The 5,565-nt window shown below is 66.3% G+C and carries 6 protein-coding genes; 4 read left to right on the top strand and 2 right to left on the bottom strand.

Annotated features, from left to right (window positions below; translation table 11 throughout):
* Positions 1 to 282 precede the first annotated feature (282 nt).
* On the bottom strand, positions 283 to 1,494 hold the full coding sequence (locus tag IOC69_RS13545) for a pyridoxal phosphate-dependent aminotransferase (RefSeq protein ID WP_290544088.1): 1,212 nt from the start codon (positions 1,492 to 1,494) through the stop codon (positions 283 to 285).
* A gap of 59 nt (positions 1,495 to 1,553) precedes the next feature.
* Between IOC69_RS13545 and IOC69_RS13550 the strand changes: the two genes are divergently transcribed.
* A complete protein-coding gene (locus IOC69_RS13550; RefSeq protein ID WP_290544089.1) occupies positions 1,554 to 1,910 on the top strand; it encodes a hypothetical protein in 357 nt (118 codons plus the stop codon).
* 24 nt (positions 1,911 to 1,934) lie between these two features.
* Here IOC69_RS13550 and IOC69_RS13555 read toward each other — a convergent pair whose 3' ends face one another.
* Positions 1,935 to 3,242: an FAD-binding oxidoreductase gene (locus tag IOC69_RS13555; protein WP_290544090.1), complete on the bottom strand. Its 1,308-nt coding sequence runs from the start codon at positions 3,240 to 3,242 to the stop codon at positions 1,935 to 1,937.
* 96 nt (positions 3,243 to 3,338) lie between these two features.
* On the opposite strand from IOC69_RS13555, the gene IOC69_RS13560 reads away from it, so the two are divergent.
* The 3 genes from IOC69_RS13560 to IOC69_RS13570 all read left to right on the top strand — a co-directional run bounded on the left by IOC69_RS13560 (position 3,339) and on the right by IOC69_RS13570 (position 5,194).
* Positions 3,339 to 3,878, top strand: coding sequence for an SRPBCC family protein (locus IOC69_RS13560; RefSeq protein WP_290544091.1), 540 nt, complete (start codon positions 3,339 to 3,341; stop codon positions 3,876 to 3,878).
* Between the two features lie 84 nt (positions 3,879 to 3,962).
* Positions 3,963 to 4,310, top strand: a complete 348-nt coding sequence (locus IOC69_RS13565) for a hypothetical protein (RefSeq protein WP_290544092.1) — start codon at positions 3,963 to 3,965, stop codon at positions 4,308 to 4,310.
* Positions 4,311 to 4,402: 92 nt separating this feature from the next.
* Positions 4,403 to 5,194 (top strand): oxidoreductase, encoded by a 792-nt coding sequence (locus IOC69_RS13570; RefSeq protein WP_290544093.1) that lies wholly within the window; start codon positions 4,403 to 4,405, stop codon positions 5,192 to 5,194.
* Positions 5,195 to 5,565: the final 371 nt, after the last annotated feature.

Genomic DNA, 5,565 nt, shown 5'->3' on the forward strand with positions numbered 1-5,565 from the left:
CGATGGGAGAAGGTGGCCGACAGGCCGGATGAGGGCTTCTTTCCGCATCGGAATCTGTGGACAAAGGCCCTCATCCGCCCTTCGGGCACCTTCTCCCATCCTTCGGACGGGAGAAGGGAACCCATATGCAATAGCCCTGCCAACGGGGGAGAGGAATAATGTCTCTGTGCTCCGGCGCATGGTCCGGCTGGGTGGGTCTGGCTGGCCGGGGTATGCGCTGGCGGGACGGTTCGGTCCGGCTGGCGCGGGGATGACGGGCGTTGGGGAAATCCGGAAAGCGCTTCAGGACAGCGGTTCCAGCGCCTTCCGCATCCGCGCCACGGCCTTGCCGATCTCCGCCTCGCCGCAGGCGAAGGACAAGCGGATCGATCCTGGTGCGCCAAACGCCGTGCCGGGCACGGTGGCCACGTGGTGCTCGTCCAGCAGCCAGTCACACAGCGCGTCCGTGGTGTCGAGCACATGGTTGCCGGCCTTCCTGCCGAGCAGGCCCGAGACATCGGGGAAGGCATAGAAGGTTGCGGGGATGTTGCCCATCCGCACGCCGGGAATGGCGTTCAATCCGCCCTGCACCATGTCACGGCGCAGCCGATATTGCCCGCGCATGCGCTGGACCTCGTCACGCGGGCCTTCCAGCGCCGCGATGGCGGCGCGCTGCACGAACTGGTTGGCCCCGGCCGAGATGGCGCTCTGCATGCGCGCCATGGCCCTGGCGATGGGCTCTGGCGCCGCGGCATAGCCCAGCCGCCAGCCGGTCATGGCGAAGCCCTTGGAAAAGCCGTTCACCGTGATCGTCCGCTCGCGCATGCCGGGAAGCGCCCCGAAGGACTGCATCTCGCCGTCGAAGATGATGTATTCGTAGATCTCGTCCGACATCACCATGAGCCGCGGGTGTTGGCGCACCACCGCGGCCAGCTCATCGAGCTCCGCCTTGCTCCACACCGCGCCCGAGGGGTTCGACGGCGAGTTCAGCACGATCAGCTTGGTCCGGGGCGTGATCGCCGCGGCGATGCGGTCGGGCGAAACCTTGTAACCTTCCTCCACACCCGCATGCAGCACCACCGGCGTGCCGCCGGCCAGGTGAACGGTGATCGCGTAGGACACCCAGAAGGGGGCCAGCATGATCACCTCGTCGCCCGCCCCGATGACCGACAGCATGGCGTTGGCGATGGCCTGCTTGGCGCCATTGGCCAGCACGATCTCGCTCTCCGAATAGTCGAGGCCGTTCTCATATTTCAGTTTCTTCGACAGCGCCGCGCGCAGCTCCGGAATGCCCATCACCGGCGAATAATGCGTGAAGCCCTTCCGCATCGCCTCCGTGGCGGCGGACTGGATGTTGCCGGGCGTGTCGAAATCCGGTTCGCCCAGCGTCATGCTGATGACGTCAGCGCCCCTGGCGCGGAGTTCGCGGGCGCGTTGCGACATGCGGATGATGGCGCCTTCATCGGCGGTCCGGGAGCGGTCGACGAGCAGGGCGGCGGGATCGAACTCTGTCATGCCCACCCCTATACGTCAGCCCGCTTGCCCGGTGAAGGGATGGCAGGCATAAGGCGGCCATGCAAAAATACAGCCGTGGCCTGATTCTCTCCGCTATGGCGCTGGGCCTCGCGGCCTGCGGCGACAGCGGCGTGCGCGTGACGCGCGACAAGCCGGCAGACCAGGTGGCGATGGCGCCGCGCAGCGAGCCCGTATTCTACAATGGCAAGACCTACCGGCTGGATTTTTCCCCGAAGGGCCCGAACCAGTTCGAGATGGCGGTCTCAGGCATGGGCCCGGCGCAGCAGAAGGATGCGGTGGCGGTGGCCACCTCCGCGCTCGGCTATTTCGCCTGCCCCGAGGGGCAGAAGGGCAAGCTGCTGGCCAACCCGACCTATGCCGGCGGCAAGTGGCGCATGCAGGCGAAATGCGGCTGAGGCTCTGCCCGCGCGCCGCGGGGCTCATCCGAAGCGCCGGTCGATCCAGTCCCGCGTGCGGAAATAGCGCCCGATCCAGGGCAGGAACCAGGTGTTGCCGGAATAGAGCGCGTGGTCCGGGAATTCCGGCCGGTCGAAGGCGCAGACACGGTTGACCTTGCCCGCGATCTTGCGCGCCGTCTGGTGACCCAGATAGCTCATCATGGCGATGCCCGAGCCGTTGCAGCCCAGCGCATAATGCATGTTGTCGAATGTCCCCATATGCGGCGTCTCGTCGAGCGTGAAGGCCACATTGCCGGTCCAGGCATGGGTGATCCTCGTGCCCTTCAGCTGCGGGAAGCGGTCGGTCATGAAGCCATGGAGGATGGGCGCGGTCTCGACGGGATCGGTGTGGCCGAACCTGGCGCGGCCGCCGAAGATCAGCCGCCTGCCGTCAGGCGACATGCGGTAATAGGTGAGCACGCGCCGCGTGTCCGCGAAGGACCGGTTCTTCGGGCTGATGGTCCCCGCGAGGTCCGGCGGAAGCTCCTCGGTGGCGATGATGTAGGAGCCGACCGGCACCACCCGCCGCTTCAGCTCCGGCGTCACATCGCCCGTGTAGCCATTGGTGGCGATGATCACGTCGCCCGCTTCGATGGCGCCGCGCGGCGTGTCCACCCGCCAGCCGGCGCCGGTCTGGGTGAGTTTCACCGCCGGTGTTTTCGTGGCGATCGGAATGTTGCGCAGCAGGCAAAGGTCGAGCAGGCCCTTGAAGAACAGAGCGGGGTGCAAATGCCCCGCGCGCCCCACCACCATGCCGCCGCGATAATAGTCGGACCCGATCTCGTCCCGCTGCCTCTCCGGCGGCACGATATAGGCTTCCGACTTCGCGGTTTCGTTCAGCAGCGCCACCTTGTGGGCCATGCCGTCATAGTGGCTCCTGCACCAGGCGCCGAGGAAATAGCCGGCACGCCGCCAGCCGCAGTCGATGGCCTCGCGCGCGATCAGGTTCTCGACATGGGCGAAGGCATCCGCCGCGTCGTTGAGGAAGGGGGCGGCCTCCTCATCCGTCATGGCCCTGGCCATGTAGCGCTTGCCGACGTTGACGCCACCCGACACCATGCCGCCATTGCGCGAGGATCCGCCGAAGCCCGGCTCATTGGCATCGAGCACGATGCAGTCCAGCCCCTCCCGGTTCAGCTCAAGGGCCGCGTTGAGACCGGCATAGCCCGCTCCCACGATGACGACGCGCGCCTGTTTGGGCAGGTCAATCCCGGGCAGGGGCCTGGGTTCATGGGCCTCCCACCAGAAGGGGCGGGGTTTGAAGTCCTTGGCGAAGATTGTTGAGCTCATGTCCGGCAGCTTGCGCGAGGAACGGGTGCGGTGGCAAGCCGCATGCCCGGCAACCCGGCCTTGCCAGGAAGGCGCGGCTGTGGTTCTGAGTTGCCCATGAAAACCGTCATCAAGGGCATTGTCTTCCTCGTCATGGCGCTCACCGTCATCTTCTATGGCGGCGCCTATATGTTGCCGGGCGAGGCGCGGGTGGAGCGCGCCATCACCATCGCCGCGCCGCCTGAGAAGGTCTACGCCATCGTCGCGGACCTGCGCCGCTGGCCGGAATGGTCGCCCTGGATCGAGACCGATCCGCACACGGCCTTCAGCTTCGAGGGACCGGCTGAAGGCGTGGGCCAGGTGATGCGCTGGGCCTCCGGCAACCCGATGGTCGGCAGCGGCACGCTGAGGGTGACGGGGGCCACGCCGGATGTGCGTGTGGCAACGGCAACCGACTACACCGGATTCGGAACTTCCACCGCCATCATGGACCTCGTTCCGGATGACGCCGGAACGCGGGTGACCTGGGTTTTCCAGTCAGCACTTCCGGGCGTGGTCGACCGCTGGGCCGGACTCGGCATCGACCGCACGGTGGGCGCCGAATATGAGCGGGCGCTGGCCAAGCTGAAGACTCTCGCCGAAACGCCACTGCGCTGAAAACGGTAACTCAATGGAATTCATGCTTGCAACGCCGGCGCATTTGTATGACGCTTGCCAAAGGTCAACTCCAGAGGCACCCCCATGTTCCGCTCCGCGCTTTTCGTCTCCGGCCTCCTTGCCGTAGTGCTGTGCGCTACGTCAGCCGCCGAGGCGGCCAATGACTGCCAGCGCTCGACCGGCGGCAAATGCAAGGTCGGGCAAACGGCCGCGCCAAAAAAGAATAAGCAGAGCGCCGTGACCAAAAAGAAGACACGGAACCCGGGTCCCAGCAGCAACAGAAAGGGCCGCGACGATTATTCGGCCGCGGACCGCCAGAAGATGATGGAGCGCGCCCAGCAGATTTGCAGCAAGGAGTTCGGCCGCCCCTCGCGCGTTTACCGCATCGATTACAAGCAGGGCCGCGTCTGGTGCACGCCCGCCTCCTATTGAGGCCGGGCGCTGCGTTCGGGGCATGGTTTGCGCAGTTTGAGGCCGCCCCGCAAATCGCCTAAGCTTGCCGCCGGAGAGAGCGGGGAAAGGTGATGTCAGACGGACGGTACGCGCTCGTCACGGGGGGTGCGCAGGGCATTGGCTTCGCGGCGGCGAAGCGGTTTCTGGAACTGGGTTTCAGCGGCGTGCTGCTGCTGGACCGCAGTGCGGCGAAGCTGGCGGAGGCGGCGTCAAGGCTCAAGGCGCTTGGCCGGGTGGAGACACTGGCGGGCGACCTGATGGACGTGACGCTTCCGGCCCGCGCGGTCTCCGCCGCCGTTTCGGCCTTTGGCGGCCTCGATGTGCTCGTCAATGCCGCCGGCAACACCGAGCGCTGTGGCCTTGACGACACCACCCCCGAGGCCTTCGAGCGTTTGTTCGGCGTCAATGTCCGCGCGCCATTGTTCATGATGCAGGAGGCGGTGAAGGCAATGCGCGCCAGCCGCGCGGGCACCATCATCAACATGTCCTCCATGCTGTCGCACGGCGGCCCGCCAAACCTCACCACCTATTCGGCCTCCAAGGCGGCTCTCAACATCCTCACCCGCTCCGCGGCGCAGAAGGTGGCGCGGGACGGCATCCGCATCTTCGCCATCAATCTGGGCTGGGTGAATTCGGAGGGCGAGCATGCGCTGCAAACGGGCTTTCACAACATGCCGCAAGATTGGGCGGAAAAGATCGGCCGGCGCATGCCGTCAGGCCGCCTGATCACGCCGGATGACGTCGCGGGGCTCGTCGCATATCTTGTCTCGCCCTCCGCGCGGATGATGACGGGGGCCATCATCGATTACGAGCAGATGCCCGTCGCGGTCTTCGAGCAGCATCCGGCACTCGCGCCCGAATGAGCCTCATGCGGGGTCGACAACGCTGATCTCCGGCGGCATGCCGAGGCGGTGCATCAGTCCCGGGCTTCCCTCATCTCCCCGTTGCTGGCGCAACGGGTCCCTTCTTCTCCCGCTGAAGGAGCGGGAGAAGACGTGTCACGTCCCCTTGCACACTCCCCTGAAGGCCCCGGTGCGGAAGCCGGGGCTTTGTCCTCTCCCGCGCGCGGGAGAGGAAGGGGCCCCAACGCAGTTGGGGGAGGTGAGGGGAGGTCAGAGGCGTGTTCAACCGGAAACATCCCTGACAGAATAGACCGGCGACATCCCTGACACTATTTGGCTTCGGGTTCCGCCGCGGAGGCGGGCCGCCATGGCGGCGCGGCGTAGCGGTGGAA

The organism is Aestuariivirga sp., assembly GCF_020252405.1.
In the GTDB taxonomy this organism is placed as follows: domain Bacteria; phylum Pseudomonadota; class Alphaproteobacteria; order Rhizobiales; family Aestuariivirgaceae; genus Aestuariivirga.

Bases quoted from the DNA above. Each gene is read 5' to 3' on its own strand.
- IOC69_RS13560 (WP_290544091.1), top strand. From the start codon at position 3,339: ATGAAAACCGTCATCAAGGGCATTGTCTTCCTCGTCATGGCGCTCACC.
- IOC69_RS13570 (WP_290544093.1), top strand. From the start codon at position 4,403: ATGTCAGACGGACGGTACGCGCTCGTCACGGGGGGTGCGCAGGGCATT.
- IOC69_RS13545 (WP_290544088.1), bottom strand. From the start codon at position 1,494: ATGACAGAGTTCGATCCCGCCGCCCTGCTCGTCGACCGCTCCCGGACC.
- IOC69_RS13550 (WP_290544089.1), top strand. From the start codon at position 1,554: ATGCAAAAATACAGCCGTGGCCTGATTCTCTCCGCTATGGCGCTGGGC.
- IOC69_RS13555 (WP_290544090.1), bottom strand. From the start codon at position 3,242: ATGAGCTCAACAATCTTCGCCAAGGACTTCAAACCCCGCCCCTTCTGG.
- IOC69_RS13565 (WP_290544092.1), top strand. From the start codon at position 3,963: ATGTTCCGCTCCGCGCTTTTCGTCTCCGGCCTCCTTGCCGTAGTGCTG.